The sequence below is a fragment of the Dinghuibacter sp. genome, assembly GCF_035492835.1.
Classification (GTDB): Bacteria; Bacteroidota; Bacteroidia; order Chitinophagales; family Chitinophagaceae; genus Dinghuibacter.
Genome location: NZ_DATJIY010000260.1, coordinates 19,157 through 36,951 on the forward strand (window position 1 = coordinate 19,157; position 17,795 = coordinate 36,951).

Here is a 17,795-nt window from a genome sequence, read left to right on the forward strand (position 1 = left end):
GTAGTTTACTATACACGGTAATAGGCCGTCCAATTGTCGAGCCCTTGCCGATACAACGATTCTTCTGCTGGGGTTATGAGGTAAGGTTCCTGCTTCCGTAATACCTGGATCGCCGATCGGGCCATGGCCTCCTTGTCGCCGGACCGGTTCTGTCCGTGGATGCGATAGGCGGCGACCTTGTGGGTATGGCCCAACACCGGGAATTGTCGGGCGATCCGCAGGTTTAAGTCGTAGTCCTCGCAAGATACTACGGATGGATCAAAATAATAGTGAAAAAATAACCCCCGCCGGTACATCACCGTTGCTTCCATCCCGATGTAGTTGCCCAGCAGCAGCGCGCCGTAGTTCCCCTCCATCCGTTCGACCGCCGCCGGGCTCTCCAGCTGGCGTCCCTCGGGATCGATCCGATCGTGTGCTCCCGATACAAAGGCCAGCTCGGGCCGGTATCCGAAGTAATACAAATTAACCTCCAGGGCGTTGGGATACAGCAGGTCGTCCGCATCCAGGAAAATCAGGAAGTCCCCCCGGCTATACGCCACCCCGATGTTCCGCGCCGCGCACGGTCCCACCCGGTATACCCGCACATACCGGACCCCGGGAAAGCGCCGGCAAACATCCGCCGTGTCGTCGGTAGACCCATCGTCGACCACGATGACCTCGACATTTTTGTGCGTCTGGTCGAGCACGCTCTGTATGGCCGCGCCCAAAAAATGTCCGTGGTTATAACAAGGTATGACGACCGACACCAGGTCACCATCCGTTTTTCTACGCTCCGCAAAACCACCGGTTTCCCCCTGCGGCGCCTCCATCCCCCGCGCCGCCCCGATTCGCGGGACCTCTACGCGCGGCGTCCTCCGGTAATACCGCCACCCCGCGACACACCCTGCCACCTCCGTAAATCCCGTGCGCCATCCCCTGAACAACCGCTGCGCATAATACAACGGCAGCCCCTTCCACACCCGTCGCAGGTCCCCGCGCCGCCCATACCGCTCATATTGGACCAGCAACGCGCTCACGTGCCCGCGCATATAGTAATACAATTGTCTCCGCAGCCCCTTCATCGTCGGCCGGTGCGTATGATAGACCACCAGCTCCGGCAGGTAGCGACAGTTCCACCCCTCCGCCAGCACGCGGTACCACATCTCCGAGTCCCCGCTGCACCCCGAAGCTCCTACGTCCAGCCGCGGGTCGAATCCCCCCGCCAGCTGGAACGCTTCGCGCCGGAACGCCATGTTCGCCCCTGCGCCGATGTCCCATACCGGCGCGCTATACGCGTCGTGCGCCAGGAACCATTCATGGTCGAAGGTCCGCGGCGTATATCCTTTTCCAAAACTCCAATACCGCTCGAACAGATACCGCGCCTTCGTATCGAGTACCTTGGGTAAGACCAGCCCCGTCACCGCCATCGTGAGCGGGTCCGCAAACGCGGTCTTGAGCACCGCCGTCCAGTTCGACGCCACCTCGACGTCGTCATCCGTGTACGCCACGATGTCCCGCGTCGCCGCCTCCGCCCCGGCATTCCGCGCCAGGTCCAGCCCCGGCCGGTCCTCCCGCACATATTTTACGCCCGGGAACGACCGCACGACCTCCGCCGTCTCGTCCCCCACCGACGCATTATCCACGATCACCAATTCAAAGTCCGGGTCATCCGACGCCAGCAGCGCCACGATGGCCCGCGCCAGGTCCTTCGGCCGGTCCCGCGTACAAATCACCACCGACAGCGAACGCTTCGTTGCGCTCGCGCCCGGCTTCGCCGCGGCCGCGCCGACCGCGGCCCCCCGGTCTCCCCAGTAATGCCCAACCGGCACGCCCCCATCCCACACCACCACAAAGCATCTCCCCGCCGGAGGCTCTTCCCCCCGCTGGATATGTCTGATCTCGTATGTACGAAATGTTGTTCTCACTAAATTTCAGCCGATGGAAAAATCCGCACCGGAAAATCCGGCCGTACATGTCCTATCCATTTTCCGTACCAGGATGTATTCTCCCGGTAGTCCGCCACCTCGAACGAGAGACAGGCCTCGAAATAGAACAGGCGCGTAGTGGTATTGTTGACGAAAACGATGGAGATGTAATAAGACCCGTCATTCAAAAAATTCCCCGGGATGGCGCAACGCCCCGACACCACACCCGCCGACACATCCGTACGGGGCGACGACACGTCGAAGATACAATCCCCCGCCAGGCTGAACAGGTGGATGCCCACGATCAGGTCCGCGGCAAAAGGAGGCGTATACCAGAACTCCAGCTCCAGGTCGAGCGGCGTCCGGATGTCGATGACGGCTTCCGATCCCACAAACTGCGGGATCAGCTCCACCCGTTTGATCCGGATGACCTCATTCCCCGGTGCCGAAAAAGGGTCGTCGTATGCCTGCCTCAGGAAGTGGACGTTTTCCTTTTCCAGGTAACGCGCGATGATCCTGCCCGGCTCGCCGGTGGCCACCAGCCGCCCCTTCTCGAGCAGGAAGGCGCGCTGGCAGAGGTTCCGCAGCGCCTGGAGGTTATGGCTCACGAAGAGCACCGTCCGTCCGCCCTCGGAAGAGACTTCTTTCATTTTGCGCAGGCAACGCTGCTGGAACTCCGCGTCGCCCACCGCGAGCACCTCGTCCACGATCAGGATTTCGGGCGTCAGGTGGGCCGCGACCGAAAAAGCCAGCCGCACATACATCCCGCTCGAATAGCGCTTCACCGGCGTATCCAGGAAAGCACTCACGCCCGAAAAGTCGACGATGTCGTCAAAGCGAGCGACTATTTCCGCGCGCGTCATACCCAATATATGTCCGTTGAGGAAAATGTTCTCGCGTCCGGTGAGGTCGCCGTGGAAACCGGTCCCCACCTCCAGCAGGCTGGCCACCCGCCCCCGTCCGCGCACCCGCCCCTGCGTGGGCTGAGTGATCCGCGAGATGACCTTTAGCAGCGTCGACTTACCCGCTCCATTGGCGCCCATAAACCCCACCACCTCGCCTTCCGCGATCTCGAAGCTGACGTCGCGCAACGCCCAGATGTGCGCCTCCTCGCCCCGGGGAGCGCCTTTCCACCAGCGCCCGAAGTCCTCCCGGAACCTCCCTGCGCCTTCGCTCCCCAGCCGGTAATACTTGGAGACGCCCTCCGCCTTGATAATTGTATCCCCCATCAGATAAAGTCGGTCAGTCTGCGCTCCTGGCGTTTGAACAAGCTAACGCCGCCCACCAGGATCAAAATCACCACAAACGCGCATACGCCAAGATATGTATAATCCACCGCCCCGCCGAAGCAAACCGCCCGGAACCCCTCGATCAAGGGGGTAAGGGGATTGAGCCAGAACCACGGCCGCAGCGCCCCGTGGACTAACCCCGCCGGATATACGACCGGGCTGGCGAACATCCACAACCGGAGCACGAACTGCAGCGTATAATCCAAATCGCGGTACCGCGCGGTCAGCACGCTGACCGCCAGCCCCATACCCAGGCCGAAAAGACCCGTCAAAAGAAAAAACACCGGAAGCAAAAACCAATCAAGACCCGGCGCCGGGACGGCCCCCGAAAAAGCATAGTAGACATAGATGCCGAAGAACAGCACCAGCTGCACCCCCAGCCGCACCCCATGCGCCAGCACCCCGCTCAGCGGAACGATAAGACGGGGAAAGTAAACCTTGTTGAACATCTGCGCATTGGTCAGAAAAGTATACATCGTCCCGTTCAGGCAATCCGAAAAGAAATTCCAGACGATGATCCCGGACAGGTAAAACAGCAAGGGAGGTGCGCTACCCGTCGGGACCTTGACGATCCGGCCAAAGATGACCCAGTACACCAGGGTCGTCAGGATGGGTTGCAGGAGTATCCAGAAAGCGCCCAGCATGGTTTGCTGGTAATTGGCCAGCAGGTCCCGCCGCACCAGCCTCAAGAGCAGGTCCCGGTACCGGCCGAGGTCCCCCAGCTCCCACCGGAACCAGCGCCTCCCGGCGTCTATTTCCCAATCCCAATCGTTCATTTCGGGCATGAAAGCCGAAGGTACCGACAATTTTGTCAGCCCCCGCAAAAGCCGTAATTTCCATCAATATTCCGTGTATGATCCACCGACAGCGGCTCCTGGTTCCCGTCGTATCCCTATCCCTCCTCATTTTTTCCTGCCGTAAAACGGACAAACCCGCCATTGGCAATGGAGCCGACGACGGAACGATCGCCACACCGGTGACGATAGACCTGATACCCGCACAGAACCAGACCCCGGGCGACAGGCGGATATACCTGCCCATCAGCAAGATCGGGACCTCGTCGGTCAGCCTCAAGACCGTATTCGATAGCGGCTCGGAAGGTCTGCTGCTGAGCGGCACTTCGGTGCTCCCCGCCGCGGCTATTGCCGACACGGGCGTCGTGATCAGCAACCCGGACTCGGCCATCATCAACGGGATCACCGTCACCTCCGCCAAAGTCCAGACGACCTACGGGAATCCCCCGGCGACCCGGACGTTTTACGGCAACATCGCGTACGCCAGCCTGACCTTCGGGGACCAGAACGGGAGCGTGATCACGGAGCGCATGCCTTTCATCATCATCTATAAGGGGGTGGACAACCAGACGCAGGCGTCGGTGGCCCTGGACAATTCCAGCGACGGGGTGGCGGGCGTCTATTCCACCGGATACACTCCTGCCACCGGCCTGGTGACGACCCGATCGGGCATCAAGAGCCCTTTCAACTATTTCAACTATACCAACGGAATATTTGCCGGGTTCCTGCTGTCCCCGTTGAACAGGGTCGGCTGGAGCGCCACCGTACCCTCCAACCAGGGTTATTCCCCTACGCCCCTTTTGACGATCGGCGTTACGTCGGCGATGGAGTCGGGTTTTGCGCTCCAATCGCAGCGGGTCGACGTTGGCGGCCAGTTCGACCCCAACCTGCTCGCCTCGGTCGACTACAACGGGACCACGGTCAGCAACGCCAACATCCTGCTGGATACCGGAACCCCGCTGGGTTTCGGTATATACACCCACATGGCTTCCGGTACGACGACGCTGTCCGGCGGCCTGCCCGTGGACATCCGGACGAACGAGGGCTTCTCCTTCTCCTATACCACCGACGGCGCCTTCTACCAGACAGTCGTTACGAATACGGGACAGCAACGGTGTATCTTCGGTATCGATTTTTTCATGAGCAACGCTTATCTGCTCGATTATACCGAGCACTATATCGGTCTAAAAGGTTCCTGATATGACGTTCTACGATCTGACCGCCGAAACGCCCCAGGGCGTCCCCAAACCGTTCTCCGACTACAAGGGCAAGGTCGTCCTCGTCGTCAACACCGCTACCCGGTGCGGCTTCGCCCCCCAGTTCGGCGGTCTCGAGGAGCTCTATCAGCAATACCGGGAAAAAGGGTTTGTCGTCCTCGGTTTCCCGTCCAATCAGTTCGCCAACCAGGAACCCGAAACCAACGAGTCCATGGAGTCGGCCTGTAAGGTGAACTTTGGCGTGACTTTCCCCTTGTTTGCCCGCATCGACGTCAACGGACCGCACACCCACCCGGTCTTCGTCTGGCTCAAAAGCAAGCTCGGCGGCCTGTTTGGCCGCCGGATCAAATGGAATTTCACGAAGTTCCTGGTGGATGCGGAGGGCAGACCCGTAAGGCGTTTTTCCCCCATCACCAAACCGGCCGCCATCGAGCGGTATGTCCGGCGGCTACTCCAGTAAACAGCCCACCCCCGCGCTAGCTCGATTGTATCCCCTGGAAGACCTCCTGCGCCTTGCGCCCAATCAACGGCATCGGCCTCGCGAGCCCGTTCACCGCCGCGACCAGACCGAACGCCCAGAGCACGAACAACAACCCTCCCAGGAAATAGAGCAGGGGGTAAAGCAAGCCGCCGTACTCCGGCCGTATCTCCAGGACCGAATCGATCCCGTACAGCGACAAGGACAAGACGTAGAGGAACATCGTCTGCCGCAGATGAAAAGCATCCACGGTCGACCGGCGGAAGGCGAACGCAACGAGCCACCCGATAAAGGAGCAATAGCAAAGTGTAGCAGGCCGCATAACATCACATTTTTACGAAGTCAAATAGACGCCAAACCGCCCCGCCAGTCAATCGGATAAACATCTGATTTACCCCTCCCCGGCGCGCCGCGCCCCGCGCCTCACCCCCGGTGCCCCAGCACCTTCGCCACCGCTTCCGCCTTGGAATTCACGTGCAGCTTGTGGTAGATATTGCAAATATGCGTCCGTATCGTACTGATCGACACCACGTATTTATCCGCTATCTTCTTGTAGCTCAATCCGTCCACCAGGGAGAACAGGATCTCGTTCTCGCGCGCCGTCAACTGAAAGTCGACAGGCGGGGCAGGAGCGGTCTGGAACGACCCCAGGACCCGCCGCGCGATGCTCGCCGACATAGGCGCCCCCCCATGGTACAAATCCTTGATGGACTGCACGATCTCTTCGGGCGGCGTTTTTTTCAACAAATAACCCGACGCCCCCGCCCGGATCGCGTCAAAGATGTTGTCGTCGTCCTCGAACACGGTGAACATCAGCACCTGGACGGATGGGAAGTGCAGCTTGACGGTACGCACCCCTTCGATCCCCGAAATATTCGGCAGACCGATGTCCATGAGGATCACGTCCGGCTGCGCCCGCGAGACGTCGCTCTTGACGTTGAGCAGGTTGGAAAGGGTTGCCACACAACGGAGCCCCTCCGTCCGGTCGAACAGGCTTGCCAGGCTCCCCCTCAGGATATGGTTGTCTTCGACGATCGCTACCTTGATCATTGGTTCAAATTTGACAAAAACCGGGTTACCCCGGCATCGGATGTTTATCTGATTTGTCGACCGCGTCCGATTTGTCGAGCGCGACCCGCAGCCCGACCGACGTCCCGCCGCCCTCCGAGGATCGTATCCGCAAATCCGCCCCCATCAATTCAGCCCGCCGGCGCATACCCGGCACCCCGTTCCCCTCCGGCGGACTGCCTGCGTCGAACCCGCGACCGTCGTCGGTCACCGAAAGGTTCATGACGGCGGCATCGAAACCCACGTGGATCGTGGCGTGGCTCGCGCCCGCATACTTCACCAGGTTGTTAATCGCCTCCTTCAGGATCAGGTACACGTGCTGCCGGAATTCCATGGGCAACCGCAACTCGTCGATGTTCCGCTGGATCGAGATGTCGTACTCGATCCCCCTGGCCTCGAACAGCGTCGTGGCAAAGTGCCGCACCCGCATCAGGAGGTTCTCGAGCGAATCGTTCCGCGGGTTGATACTCCAGACGATGTCGTCCATCCGCTCCATCAGCAGGATCGCGCTGTCCTTGATCTCGCTCAGTCCCCGATCGCGGTCATTCAACGCCAGGTCGCTCAGGATCGAAATAGAGCTGAGCGTCGAACCGATGTCGTCGTGCAGGTCCTGCGCGATCTTGTTGCGGATGTGCTGCATCCGGTTCTGGAGGACCTCGTTGGCCCGTAACTGCTCGATCAACCGCTCCTGGCTCCGCAGCTTTTCCTCCTCCGCCAGCTGGTTCTTGTGTCCGAGGCCCGCGGTAAAACAAAGGATCTCCAGCAGGATACCCACCTGTGGGAAGACGAGTATATATTCGATGCCCAGGTCAATCCCCCGGTATATCTGGATATAAGTGAATACCTGTCCCAGCAGGTTCCCTATCCCTACGACGAAGCTCCCGGTGAGGATGTACCAGGTCAGCGTCTCCCGGTGCCGGAGCAGGTAGACGATAAAGGACGTGCTGAGCAGGAACAGCGTCAGCAGGATGAAGGTAAAGAACGTCGCCTGTAACCGGGGATTGAACGTCGCCAGGATCAACGCCAGGTCAAAGACCGTATACGCGAGCAGGAACCGCTCGATCCAGACGATCCACCTGTTGAGCGCGGGGTAACGGTTGGGTATATCCAAAAAGCTCTGCACGAAACACGTGTACAAAAAATACGGGAAGATCAGCAACGTCTTGGCCAGGTATATCTTCAGGAGCGGAAAATGGGAGAACAGGAGCGCCAGCCCGAGCGCCGACTCGAACTTGCTCAGGAAGTAAAGCGCGACCACGCCCACATAACAGAAGTAGTAGAGGTATTCCTTCCGCTTCAGCAGGACCCACTGGAAAAGGACATACAACAGCTGGAAGACCAGGAACCCCTGGAATATCCACTCAAAGGCATAATAGGCGTGATTCTCCTGGTACTCCTCCGCCCAGGCCGCATTCAACGCATCGGTGGAGTACAGCCACAGCCCGCTAAAACCGCCGTTCGGGTCCACCTGTCTGAGCCGCAGCCGCACCATGCCCTTTTCCCCAGGGAGCAACCGCAGCGGCGCCGTCATAAAGGCCCGTTCCGCCTGGGAGCGCCCCCGCTGTACCGGGTAGAGGTTTCCGCCATGCGTGTGGACGCCGTTCCACCAGGCATCGATAAAATCGACTATACCGCAGTGGATAAACACCGCTTGAGTATCTGCCGTATTATTTTTCAGGAAAAACGAGAGCTCCACCGCCTTCCGCCCCACCCCCAGGCTGTCGCCGTTACCGCGCGCGACGCTGTCCACGGTAACGACCGTATCCAACCCCCTCGTCCGAAGACGCGTTTGCGCCATGGACGTCAGGGCCGGTCCCAGAGCCAGCAAGAAGAGAAGCACCCTACGCATTCATAGGGTAATATACAACGCTTATTCGGGGTTTTCAATCCCTCCCCGATCCCTGACATATGTGCTTTCGACACCAACGGTGGTGATTAGCTGCGAATCGGTATACAGCGTGTCTCCCACGATCCAATGGTTGACCGTCGAATCCAGCTGCCCCGGCCGGATAAATGCCAGGACCAAAGCCGTGCCTGTTTGAACGACCGGCCCGCCTGGAATAAGCAATGTATCAAACCGATACCGACCGGACTGTACCGTCCAACCGTTATCGACAACCGAATAGGTGCCATCGACATTCAGGTTCAGGATCTCCTGTATGCCGGTACGTTGGGGTGTCAGGGTGTCGCCGAGGGGAGGCCCCGACCAGTTACCCGCCCAGTCGCCATCGTTGTGCTGCATCACCCAGCGCCAGTTGCCGACCACGTCGGACTGGATTACCGTACCGGTATTGTGGTGTTTGGCGCACGCGGCGCATGCCAGGACGAGCAAAGAAAGCCATTTCCGCATAACGAACATTTTCCGTCTGACACCGGAACCGCGATTTTCGTTGCATCCCGCCGCGCCCCGTTGCACCGCCCTAGTAATCCGCCATCACCTCATCCGCATAACACCACAGCCAGCGCTCCCCTTCCTCCGCCGAGGACACCACGGGGTGCCCGCTCTGGTGGAAGTGTTTCGTCGCGTGCTTGTGCGGCGAGCTGTCGCAGCACAGCGTCACCCCGCACGTCTGGCAAGTCCGCAAGTGCACCCACGACCAGCCGTGCTTGACGCATTCTTCACACACGTGCTCCTTGGCCGTCTTTATCTCCTTGATCGCGGTGAGGTGCGCGCAGAATTCAGGTTGTTCCATTTTTGATAGGTTTATATTTCTGCAAGATAGTTATGTACCAGCGAAACCGCCATCGCCCCCTCGCCAACGGCCGCGGCCACCCGCTTCACCGACCCATACCGCACATCTCCCGCCGCAAACATCCCGGGTACGCTCGTTTCCAGCGCAAACGGATGGCGGTCACGCGTCCATCGCTCCGCAAAACCGGGGCAATCCCACAAATCGGCCCCCGTGATCAGGTACCCCCGCGAGTTGCGGAGTATATCGGTCCCGTTCGCCCATTCCGTATTGGGCAGCCCGCCTATGCAGATAAACAGCTTCGCCACCTCCAGCCACCGGCTCGTCCCTTCCCGGTTATCCAGTACGCGCACCCGCCGCAGCTCCGCGTCTCCTTCGAGCTCCATCACCTCCGAATAATACAGTAGGTGTATGTTCCCGACCCGCGTGATCCGCTTGGAAAGATAGTCGGACATCGTTTCCGACAGGTTCCCTTTCCGGATCACCATATAGACGTTACTCGCAAACCCCGAGAAATAAGACGCCGCCTGTCCCGCCGAATTGCCACCCCCCACGACCACGACGTCCTTGCCCCCGCAAAAGCACGCCTCGCTCATTCCGCCGCCATAATAGACGCCCTTGTGGAGGAACTCCGCTTCCCTGGGAAGGTTCAGCTTCCGGTACTCGATACCGGTAGCGCAGATGTTGGCCTTTGCCACCAGCTTTTCCCCATCCGCCAGGTCCGCGTGCCAAAGACCGCCCGCAAACGCCCCCCTGACCCCTTCCCGGAGCAGGAGGATGTCCAGCCCGAACTTCTGCGCCTGCTGCCGTGCCCGCTCCGCCAGCTCCGCTCCCGAAATCCCCTCCGGGAAACCCATATAATTCTCGATCAGCGACGACGACCCCGCCTGCCCACCGATCGCATAGCGCTCCACCAACACCGTTTTCAACCCCTCCGAAGCCGCATACACCGCCGCGCTCAATCCCGCCGGCCCCGCCCCGAATATCGCCAGATCATACTCAGCATACGTCGGTTTTTGTATCCACCCCAACTTCCTCGCCAGCTCCTCCACCGTCGGATCGACCATCCAAACCCCATCCGGCCACTCCACCGCATATTGTTCCCTATCCGCCGTCCGCAAGGCCGCGATCCGCGCATCCTCCGCCCCCTCCGCACCTTCCTTCGCCGCGCCTGTGTTCACCGCGCCTTCCGCGCCGCCCGCCGGCGCGCTCAAATCCACCCAGTCATAATCCACTACGCTGCGCGCCAGGAAGTCCCTCACGGGATACAACGCATCCGCGTCCGGGTAGCCATATATCTTCAGCTTCGCCATTCCCCTAAATTTATGCGTTTCGCTTTACATTTACCGAATGACTATTCTCGGCATCAGCGCCTTTTACCATGACTCCGCCGCGGCCCTCGTGGAAGACGGCCGGGTCATTGCGGCGGCCCAGGAAGAACGCTTCACCCGCCGGAAAAATGACGCGTCCTTCCCCGCCAACGCCGTCCGCTACTGTCTCGAAGCCGCCGGCTGCACCATCGACGATCTCGACGCCGTCGTTTTCTACGACAAACCCCTCCTCAAGTTCGAGCGCCTGCTGGAGTCGTACCACGCCGTCGCTCCCCGCGGCCTCCGCTCGTTCCTAAAGGCGATGCCCGTTTGGATGAAGCAAAAACTGATGCTGCGCAAAGTCATCCGCGATGAGCTAGCGCTGGTTCAGCCCTTCAATAAGCACCGCCTACCCCTGCTCTTCACCGAGCACCACTTATCCCACGCCGCCAGCGCCTTCTATCCCTCGCCTTTCTCCGAAGCCGCGATACTCACCATCGACGGGGTGGGAGAGTGGGCCACCACCTCCATAGGCATCGGCCGGCGCGACCAGCTCCGCCAGGGCGCCGGGCTTGCCCAGAGCGGCGACATCAGTCGCGGTGACATCAGTCGCGGCGGCATCCGCTTCCTGCGTGAAATGCACTTCCCGCATTCCCTCGGCCTGCTCTATTCCGCCTTTACCTACTACTGCGGTTTCCGCGTGAACTCCGGCGAGTACAAGCTCATGGGTCTGGCGCCTTACGGCGACGAGACTTCCGAACAATTCAAAGACTTTTATAACACGCTGGTCGACCGCCTCTGCACCCTTTACCCCGACGGCTCCCTTTATCTCCATCAAGAATATTTCACTTACGTTTCCGGCCTCCGCATGGTTCACGAACCCCGCTGGACCGCCCTCTTCGGCTTCCCGCCCCGCGCCCCCGAAGCCCCCATCGAGCCCCATCACCACAATATGGCCCTCGCCATCCAACGCTTCACCGAAACCGCGGTTTTGCGCCTCGCCGCCACCGCCCGCGACATCACCGGCTGCGACAACCTTTGCCTGGCCGGCGGTGTCGCCCTCAACTGCGTAGCCAACGGCAAGCTGCTCGACAGCGCCCTCTTCCGCTCCCTCTACATCCAACCCGCCTCCGGCGACGCCGGCGGAGCCCTCGGCGCCGCCCTCGCCGCCCACCACCTCTACTTCGCCGCCGCCCGACCGTCAGCATCCGCGCCCGCCACGCCCGCCGCGCCACCGCCCTACCTCGGCCCCTCCTTTACCCCCGCCCAGGCGCGCTCCTCCACCCGCCGGCTCGGCGCCATCTGGCGCGAATACCCCGACACCCACGAGCTCATGCGCGTCGTCGCCGGTGAACTCGCCGCCGGCAAAATCGTCGGCTGGTTTCAGGGCCGCATGGAATTTGGCCCCCGCGCCCTCGGCAACCGTAGCATCCTCGCCGACCCCCGTCGTCCCGACATGCAACGCGACCTCAACCTCCGCATCAAATACCGCGAAAGCTTCCGCCCCTTCGCCCCCGCCTGCACCCTCGAAAGGGCCGCACAATATTTTAACCTGGACGTCGAATCCCCCTATATGCTCCTCACGCATCCCCTGGCGGTAGACCGCCACCGCTTCCCCGCCGTCACCCACGTCGACGGCTCCTGCCGCATCCAAACCGTCACCCCCGAAGACAACCCGATGTTCTACCAGTTATTAAAAGCCTTCGAGTCAGAAACCGGCGAAGCCATGCTCATCAACACCAGCTTCAACGTCCGCGGCGAGCCCGTCGTCTGCACCCCCACCGACGCCTACCGCTGCTTCATGCACACCGAAATGGACCTCCTCGTCATCGGCCACGACGTCTACGAGAAGCCCGCGCAACCTCCGCTAGACGCGCCCCGCCCCGCCCCACGCCCCGACTAACCCCGCCCCGCAGACGCCGCGCCCCGACTAACCCCAACACCCCCCAGGGCGCCGCCCCATGCAAAAATTCTTATATTTACCTCATGGACTTCCTAAAAGACCTCTGGCTCTTCCTGCGCGAACGCAAAAAGTGGTGGCTCCTCCCGCTGCTCTGCATCCTCGTGCTCATCACCCTCCTGGTCGTCCTCGGTTCCACCACCGCGCTCGCCCCCTTCATCTACTCCCTCTTTTAATGAAAAACAACAGCAAGGAAACCGTCCTGGTCATCACCGTCGGCTTCGTTGCCATCAGCCTGCTCACGCACAAGAACGCCTACGCGTACATCGCCCTGGCCGTCGGCCTCGCAGGCGCCCTTTCGAAAAGGATCAGCGAATGGATCGACTATGGCTGGACAAAACTCTCCCATGCCCTCGGCTTCGTCAGCAATTCGGTCCTGCTGACCATCGTCTATCTAACAATACTCACCCCGGTCGCCCTGATAAGAAAAAAGAAGTTCCGCTTTGACAAAAGCAAAACCAGCAATCTCGAAAACCGGGATCACCTTTTCACGAAGGAAGACTTCGAACGGACCTTCTAACGACGAACCAGGCGCCCCTTTATCATCCACACCGACGATGGCGTGCCATAGGCATCGGTCGACGTAACCCCAATAATGGTGTCGTCCGGTAAAATGCACAGCGAATTCCAAAGGCCGTGTGCGGTCAGCGGCACGTCGAAAGGCGGCGTTACGTTATGGAAATCGAGACACGCTTCATTCCCGACGGCCACCATCATCGCCGAAAGCTGCCACTTATTGACCCGGTGCAGCGTTGTCTGGTAGGATAAAATGGTTTCCCCGCTGTGCAGCTGCCGGAGAAAAGGCGCGCCGGCATACACCGAATCGGGAATACCCGGCACGACATTATAGGAACGCCCGCCATCCATCCAGATGATAGACGGTTTGAATTGTCCATGGTAATTGTCTTCGATAGAAAACAACACGTCGCCCGTACCCTGGAGCACGATCGGCGTCGGCATGCCATCCCGGTATTGCGGTCTGAAGGAAACGATCTCGGGCTCCGCCGACCAGGTTTTCCCGGCGTCCGACGACCGCAGCAGGGAAATATTCTGTTCGGCGGAATGTGTATAAATCCCTTCGTTGGAAAAGAACAAGCCTATCTTGCCCGAGGGCATCACCATCGGCGCCGGCTCCCAGCACCCGTCGTCAAATAAATAGCTTGCGGTATATAAGGTGCGTTCGTCCGTCCAGGTCCTGCCTCCGTCATAGCTTATCCGCGTCCGGATGCTGAACCGTTTGGTCGTATCGTGGCCGTACGGCCTGGGATTGTAGGCCGCCAGCAGCGAATGGTCCTTTAACGAAATCACGTCAGGCGCCGCCATATTGATCCCCGGTTCCGGCGCGGCGACCGTGGAAAAGGGCTGCCAGCGCCGACCCCTGTCGGAACTGACGGAACATTTGATGGCGCCCCTGGATTCATATATACACAAAAGGCTGTCGCCCCCTAAAGTTATCATGCGCGCGTACCCGCTTTGATCCGCGCAAACCTGGACGAGCGAGGTCTTGTCCCAAACGATATCGACCCGTTGCCCCCTGGCGGCCGACACCAGCAAAACGACCGACGCCAGCGATACGGCCGACAACAATATTTTTCTCATGTCCGAAAATACTTTATTTCCCCATAGGGGTATCGTCTCCATCGGTTGTCGTACTGCAAACCGATCCTCATGTACCTGCAAATCGTCTTGCTCATTCTCCTGGCTATACCCGTCGCTGCGCAAACACCCACCCAAACCGTACGCGGCACGGTCACCGACCGGCTATTGCAACGCCCCATTGCCGGCGCCACCGTCACACTGGAAAACCAGTCGAGCCTCACCGACAGCACCGGCGTCTTCGTATTCCACAACGTCCCCGTCGGGCAACGCCAGCTCAGGGTAACGCACGTCGGCTTCCGCGAGGCCACCCAAGACAACCTCGTCGTCGAAGCCGGCAGGGAAACGATCATAAATATACCCCTCGAGCTCGCACCCAAGAGCGAAGCCGAAGTCATCATCAAAGGCGACAGCCATAAGAACAAACCGCTCAACGACATGAGCATCGTCAGCTCCCGCACCTTCTCCGTCGAGGAAACCCAGAAATACGCCGCGGCGGTCGAAGACCCCTTGCGCATGGCGCTGAGTTTTGCCGGCGTCATGGCGCCCCAGGACGGGAGCAACGACATCGTGATCCGCGGCAACTCCCCGGGCGGTCTCCTTTGGCGGATGGAAGGCGTCGACATTCCCAATCCCAACCACTTTGCCAGCGCCACCAGCAGCGGGGGAGGCATCTCCATCCTCAGCGCTCAGCTGCTCGCCAACTCCGATTTCCTGACCGGCGCTTTCCCGGCGGAATACGGAGACGCGCTGAGCGGGGTCTTCGACTTGCACCTGCGCAAAGGCAACAACGAGCACCCCGAATTCGCCCTCCAGGCCGGTTTTCTCGGACTCGAAGCCGCCGCTGAAGGGCCGTTCAGCGCAGGCTACAAGGGTTCCTACCTCGTCAACTATCGCTATTCTACGCTATCGCTCCTGGGCAAAATCGGGGTCGCTTTGCCGTCCGGCACCACGGACTATTCCGACCTCTCTTACAACGTCTTTCTCCCTGCAGGAAAGTGGGGTGACTTCAGCGTTTTTGGCTTTGGCGGTCTCAGCACCCAGCGTATCGATCCAAAGCTGGATTCGTCCAGGTGGAAAAACTATTCCGACCGCTATCGTCAGCGTTTCGACGGGCCTACGGGCATGAGCGGGCTCACCCACACGATTTCGTTGGGCAGCCGCACCAACCTTCATTCCGTCCTGGCCTTCTCCGATGTCGGCGACCGCATCACCGAAGACTACGTCCAGGACGACTATCAATACGAGCGGATGTACCGCACCAACGACGAAACCCCCAAGTGGACGTTGACCTCCATCCTGAATCACCGCTTCGGGACCGGCAATATCCTCCGCGCCGGCTATATCGTCAACCTCACCGGTTATAACTATTACCAGCAGGACCGCAAGGACCCCGGCGCCCCCCTGATCGAGCAAATCAACACCAGTGGTCACACCCAAACGCTCCAGGCTTTCGCCCAGTGGCAGGGTCATCCCGCCAGCCACCTCACCGCCAACCTGGGCGTCCACTACCTGGAGCTCCTGTATAACCATACCTGGGACGTCGAACCCCGGGCCACGCTCAAGTGGGACATCACCCCCCGCTCCAGCCTCGCGTTTGGCTACGGTCTCCACAGCCAGATACAAGCCCTCGGCGTCTATTTCGCGCAAGACAGCCTAGGCGGTCATCCCAACAGCAAACTCGGGCTCACCCACGCCCAGCACTTCGTGCTTTCCTACAACCAACGCCTCGGCCGCGACCTCAACCTGAAAGCCGAAGCCTACTACCAACGCCTCTACAACGTGCCCGTCAACGCAGCCGATACCAATACCTTTTCCACCCTGAACATCGAGACCAGTGATTACATCAGCGACCCGCTCGTCAACAAGGGCACCGGCACCAACTATGGCATCGAGCTCACCCTCGAACGCTATCTCAGCCGCCACCTCTATTACATGCTTAACGGCTCGCTTTACCAATCCCAATACACCGCCCTCGACGGCGTCACCCGCAACACCCGCTTCAACGGTCACTACATCCTCAGCTTCACCGGCGGCAAGGACTTCGAGCTGTCCCACCGCGCCAACCGCACCCGCACCTTCGGCATCAACATCCGAACCATCTGGGCCGGCGGCTACTGGAACACCCCCGTAGACCCCGTCCAGTCCGCCCTCCAGGGCACTACCATCTATTTCCAACAGCAGGCCTACACCCGGCAAAACCCCGCCTACTTCCGCACCGACCTCCGCCTCAGCCTCAAAAAAGACCGCCCCCACCTCACCACCACCTTATCCCTCGACCTCCAAAACGTCACCAACCGCCAGAATGTCTACGACGTCGAATACGATCCCTTCCAGCACAAGGTCGTCACCGACTACCAAACCGGCCTGATCCCCGTGTTGAACTACAAGGTCGAGTTCTAGCCCCGCGTGAATCCCCTGAAATGCTTACCCTATAAGTGTTTCAGGAGATATGGCACTTGCGCATGTGTGCCAATCGTCCATACCTTGCAAGGAAATACCCTTGCTTTATGGAACTCAGTCAACACTTCGAAGAAATTCGCTCCCTCATCCGAACCCGCCAGCAGCGGGCCCTCCAGGAAGTCTACCGCGAACAGCTAACCGTCTATTGGGAAGTCGGCGCCTACGTTCACCATCGCCTCGCGACAAAAGAATGGGGCGATAAAACCGTCGACCAGCTCGCCGAATGGCTAAAGAAAAATGACCCTGCCATAAAAGGCTTCGACCGGCGATCCCTTTACCGGATGAGGGACTTTTACAGCACTTGGCATCAACTGGATTGGACGACCATAAAAACCGACGGATCAGTCCGTTTGCGACCAGGCGATAATGTGGAAGATGTTGAAAGTCAATCCAAAGAAATTGTGGTGACAGTGTCGCCACAATTTAAAAAAATACCCCATATATTATCGGCGCTTAGCTGGAGCCATCATGTCGATTTGCTTTCCCGAACGGGATCGCTGGACGAAAAAGTCTTCTACTTGTTACTGGCTGCAAAAGAGAAATATTCGCTGCGGGACCTCCGCCGCCAAATGGCCTCGGCTCTTTTTGAACGTCAAAAACTTAGCAAGGTTGATTTAACGAACTCCAGCCATCCAAATGCAGATATTGCCCCGCAGATCTTCCGTGATCGTTACATCTTCGACTTTCTCGACCTCCCCGAGCCGCACTCGGAACACGAACTGAAAAAAGGCCTGACCCAACGCCTCAGGCAATTTGTCCTGGAGATTGGCCGGGACTTTACTTTTATGGGAGAAGAGTACCGCCTTCAGGTTGGTACGCAAGATTTTTTCCTCGACCTCTTGTTCTACCATCGCGAGCTTCAATGCCTGGTAGCCATTGAGCTGAAGACCACACCCTTCCAGCCCGAATACATCGGCAAGCTCAACTTCTACCTCGAAGCGCTCGACCGGGATGTCAAAAAGCCCCATGAGAATCCTTCAATCGGCGTGCTGCTATGTACAGAAAAAAGTAAAGAGGTCGTCGAAT

The 17,795-nt window shown here is 59.6% G+C and carries 17 protein-coding genes; 7 read left to right on the plus strand and 10 right to left on the minus strand.

Annotated elements, in window-relative coordinates:
* Nucleotides 1–8: 8 nt before the first annotated feature.
* Genes VL547_RS22910 through VL547_RS22920 form a run of 3 tightly spaced genes read right to left on the minus strand, consistent with a single transcriptional unit; the run spans nt 9 to nt 3,978 of the window.
* Nucleotides 9–1,904: a glycosyltransferase family 2 protein gene (locus tag VL547_RS22910; RefSeq protein WP_325582384.1), complete on the minus strand. Its 1,896-nt coding sequence runs from the start codon at nt 1,902–1,904 to the stop codon at nt 9–11.
* Nucleotides 1,904–3,133: an ABC transporter ATP-binding protein gene (locus VL547_RS22915; protein WP_325582386.1), complete on the minus strand. Its 1,230-nt coding sequence runs from the start codon at nt 3,131–3,133 to the stop codon at nt 1,904–1,906. Before VL547_RS22915 ends, VL547_RS22910 begins: the two co-directional genes overlap by 1 nt.
* A complete protein-coding gene (locus VL547_RS22920) occupies nt 3,133–3,978 on the minus strand; it encodes an ABC transporter permease (protein WP_325582388.1) in 846 nt (281 codons plus the stop codon). Before VL547_RS22920 ends, VL547_RS22915 begins: the two co-directional genes overlap by 1 nt.
* Nucleotides 3,979–4,046: 68 nt before the next feature.
* Here VL547_RS22920 and VL547_RS22925 point away from each other — a divergent pair, with 68 nt between their 5' ends.
* Together VL547_RS22925 and VL547_RS22930 are read left to right on the plus strand one after the other, a co-directional pair.
* Complete coding sequence (locus VL547_RS22925; protein ID WP_325582390.1) at nt 4,047–5,186, plus strand: hypothetical protein; 1,140 nt, start codon at nt 4,047–4,049, stop codon at nt 5,184–5,186.
* 1 nt (nt 5,187) lies between these two features.
* Nucleotides 5,188–5,664 (plus strand): glutathione peroxidase, encoded by a 477-nt coding sequence (locus VL547_RS22930; protein WP_325582392.1) that lies wholly within the window; start codon nt 5,188–5,190, stop codon nt 5,662–5,664.
* Nucleotides 5,665–5,680: 16 nt separating this feature from the next.
* Here the strand turns inward: VL547_RS22930 and VL547_RS22935 are convergent, their stop codons facing one another.
* The 6 genes from VL547_RS22935 to VL547_RS22960 all read right to left on the minus strand — a co-directional run bounded on the left by VL547_RS22935 (nt 5,681) and on the right by VL547_RS22960 (nt 10,753).
* Nucleotides 5,681–6,004, minus strand: a complete 324-nt coding sequence (locus VL547_RS22935; protein WP_325582394.1) for a hypothetical protein — start codon at nt 6,002–6,004, stop codon at nt 5,681–5,683.
* 101 nt (nt 6,005–6,105) lie between these two features.
* Nucleotides 6,106–6,732, minus strand: coding sequence for a response regulator transcription factor (locus tag VL547_RS22940; protein WP_325582396.1), 627 nt, complete (start codon nt 6,730–6,732; stop codon nt 6,106–6,108).
* Between the two features lie 25 nt (nt 6,733–6,757).
* On the minus strand, nt 6,758–8,599 hold the full coding sequence (locus VL547_RS22945) for a sensor histidine kinase (RefSeq protein ID WP_325582398.1): 1,842 nt from the start codon (nt 8,597–8,599) through the stop codon (nt 6,758–6,760).
* 21 nt (nt 8,600–8,620) lie between these two features.
* On the minus strand, nt 8,621–9,100 hold the full coding sequence (locus VL547_RS22950) for a hypothetical protein (RefSeq protein WP_325582401.1): 480 nt from the start codon (nt 9,098–9,100) through the stop codon (nt 8,621–8,623).
* Between the two features lie 70 nt (nt 9,101–9,170).
* On the minus strand, nt 9,171–9,443 hold the full coding sequence (locus VL547_RS22955; protein WP_325582403.1) for a UBP-type zinc finger domain-containing protein: 273 nt from the start codon (nt 9,441–9,443) through the stop codon (nt 9,171–9,173).
* Nucleotides 9,444–9,454: 11 nt separating this feature from the next.
* Complete coding sequence (locus VL547_RS22960; protein ID WP_325582405.1) at nt 9,455–10,753, minus strand: NAD(P)/FAD-dependent oxidoreductase; 1,299 nt, start codon at nt 10,751–10,753, stop codon at nt 9,455–9,457.
* Between the two features lie 37 nt (nt 10,754–10,790).
* On the opposite strand from VL547_RS22960, the gene VL547_RS22965 reads away from it, so the two are divergent.
* The 3 genes from VL547_RS22965 (at nt 10,791) to VL547_RS22975 (ending at nt 13,230) form a co-directional block, all read left to right on the plus strand.
* On the plus strand, nt 10,791–12,653 hold the full coding sequence (locus VL547_RS22965) for a carbamoyltransferase family protein (protein WP_325582407.1): 1,863 nt from the start codon (nt 10,791–10,793) through the stop codon (nt 12,651–12,653).
* Nucleotides 12,654–12,736: 83 nt separating this feature from the next.
* A complete protein-coding gene (locus VL547_RS22970) occupies nt 12,737–12,886 on the plus strand; it encodes a DUF5989 family protein (protein ID WP_325582409.1) in 150 nt (49 codons plus the stop codon).
* The gene (locus tag VL547_RS22975; RefSeq protein WP_325582411.1) at nt 12,886–13,230 is read left to right on the plus strand and encodes an SxtJ family membrane protein; all 345 of its coding nucleotides are present in this window, start codon (nt 12,886–12,888) and stop codon (nt 13,228–13,230) included. The genes VL547_RS22970 and VL547_RS22975 overlap by 1 nt, the downstream gene beginning before the upstream one ends.
* Here the strand turns inward: VL547_RS22975 and VL547_RS22980 are convergent.
* Entirely contained in the window at nt 13,227–14,309 is a 1,083-nt protein-coding gene (locus tag VL547_RS22980) for a sialidase family protein (RefSeq protein ID WP_325582413.1), read from the minus strand. The genes VL547_RS22975 and VL547_RS22980 overlap by 4 nt on opposite strands.
* A 69-nt stretch (nt 14,310–14,378) precedes the next feature.
* On the opposite strand from VL547_RS22980, the gene VL547_RS22985 reads away from it, so the two are divergent.
* Complete coding sequence (locus tag VL547_RS22985) at nt 14,379–16,709, plus strand: TonB-dependent receptor (RefSeq protein ID WP_325582415.1); 2,331 nt, start codon at nt 14,379–14,381, stop codon at nt 16,707–16,709.
* A 107-nt stretch (nt 16,710–16,816) separates the two neighbouring features.
* On the plus strand, nt 16,817–17,795 hold a 979-nt coding region (locus tag VL547_RS22990), incomplete at its 3' end, for a PDDEXK nuclease domain-containing protein (RefSeq protein WP_325582417.1).

What these genes read in the sequence shown, in the direction of transcription:
- VL547_RS22930 (WP_325582392.1), top strand. Translation starts at nt 5,188, where the DNA reads ATGACGTTCTACGATCTGACCGCCGAAACGCCCCAGGGCGTCCCCAAA.
- VL547_RS22980 (WP_325582413.1), bottom strand. Translation starts at nt 14,309, where the DNA reads ATGAGAAAAATATTGTTGTCGGCCGTATCGCTGGCGTCGGTCGTTTTG.
- VL547_RS22975 (WP_325582411.1), top strand. Translation starts at nt 12,886, where the DNA reads ATGAAAAACAACAGCAAGGAAACCGTCCTGGTCATCACCGTCGGCTTC.
- VL547_RS22950 (WP_325582401.1), bottom strand. Translation starts at nt 9,100, where the DNA reads ATGCGGAAATGGCTTTCTTTGCTCGTCCTGGCATGCGCCGCGTGCGCC.
- VL547_RS22985 (WP_325582415.1), top strand. Translation starts at nt 14,379, where the DNA reads ATGTACCTGCAAATCGTCTTGCTCATTCTCCTGGCTATACCCGTCGCT.
- VL547_RS22920 (WP_325582388.1), bottom strand. Translation starts at nt 3,978, where the DNA reads ATGCCCGAAATGAACGATTGGGATTGGGAAATAGACGCCGGGAGGCGC.
- VL547_RS22960 (WP_325582405.1), bottom strand. Translation starts at nt 10,753, where the DNA reads ATGGCGAAGCTGAAGATATATGGCTACCCGGACGCGGATGCGTTGTAT.
- VL547_RS22925 (WP_325582390.1), top strand. Translation starts at nt 4,047, where the DNA reads ATGATCCACCGACAGCGGCTCCTGGTTCCCGTCGTATCCCTATCCCTC.
- VL547_RS22945 (WP_325582398.1), bottom strand. Translation starts at nt 8,599, where the DNA reads ATGCGTAGGGTGCTTCTCTTCTTGCTGGCTCTGGGACCGGCCCTGACG.
- VL547_RS22965 (WP_325582407.1), top strand. Translation starts at nt 10,791, where the DNA reads ATGACTATTCTCGGCATCAGCGCCTTTTACCATGACTCCGCCGCGGCC.
- VL547_RS22955 (WP_325582403.1), bottom strand. Translation starts at nt 9,443, where the DNA reads ATGGAACAACCTGAATTCTGCGCGCACCTCACCGCGATCAAGGAGATA.
- VL547_RS22940 (WP_325582396.1), bottom strand. Translation starts at nt 6,732, where the DNA reads ATGATCAAGGTAGCGATCGTCGAAGACAACCATATCCTGAGGGGGAGC.
- VL547_RS22970 (WP_325582409.1), top strand. Translation starts at nt 12,737, where the DNA reads ATGGACTTCCTAAAAGACCTCTGGCTCTTCCTGCGCGAACGCAAAAAG.
- VL547_RS22935 (WP_325582394.1), bottom strand. Translation starts at nt 6,004, where the DNA reads ATGCGGCCTGCTACACTTTGCTATTGCTCCTTTATCGGGTGGCTCGTT.
- VL547_RS22915 (WP_325582386.1), bottom strand. Translation starts at nt 3,133, where the DNA reads ATGGGGGATACAATTATCAAGGCGGAGGGCGTCTCCAAGTATTACCGG.